The organism is Tamlana crocina (assembly GCF_012037625.1).
On record NZ_JAAVJS010000067.1, the window covers coordinates 1 to 703 of the forward strand.

1 protein-coding gene is annotated in these 703 nt (G+C 46.1%); it reads right to left on the bottom strand.

What is annotated here, in order from left to right:
- Window positions 1-703, bottom strand: a 703-nt coding sequence (locus HC176_RS15635) for an excinuclease ABC subunit UvrC (RefSeq protein ID WP_483414751.1), incomplete at both ends; no start/stop codon positions are given.

A 703-nucleotide genomic window follows, 5' to 3' on the forward strand; every position in this document is an offset into this window, starting at 1 on the left:
TAGCAGTTCCACCACCGTTTTTTCCCCTATTCCCGGAAGTTCCTCCAGTTCAGTATTCAAAGCGACACTGCTGCGCTTTTGCCGGTGAAAGGTGATGCCAAAACGATGGGCTTCATTCCTTAAATGCTGAATGATCTTTAAAGTTTCAGATTTTTTGTCCAGGTACAGCGGAATAGAATCTCCGGGGTAAAAGATCTCCTCAAGTCGTTTAGCAATACCTATAATAGCGATCTTCCCCCGAAGGCCCAAAGTTTCCAGCGCCTTTACACCCGAAGATAGCTGGCCTTTTCCACCATCAACAATGATCAACTGCGGCAAAGGTTCCCCTTCCTCCAGCAACCTGCGGTATCGCCTAAATACTACTTCTTCCATAGAAGCAAAATCATTGGGTCCTTCGACGGTTTTAATATTGAACTTCCGGTAATCTTTTTTGCTGGGTTTTCCATCTCTAAATACCACACAGGCTGCCACGGGATTGCTCCCCTGGATGTTGGAGTTGTCAAAACATTCAATATGCCGCGGCTCCTCCGGCAATCGCAGGTCCTGCTTCATTTGTGCCATCACCCTGTTGACATGCCTGTCTGGATCCACGATCTTCATCTGTTTAAACCGTTCCTGCCTAAAGTATTTAGCATTTCGGGTGGAGAGTTCTACAATTTGTTTTTTGTCACCAAGTTTTGGAACAGTCACCTTAAGCTCCTCT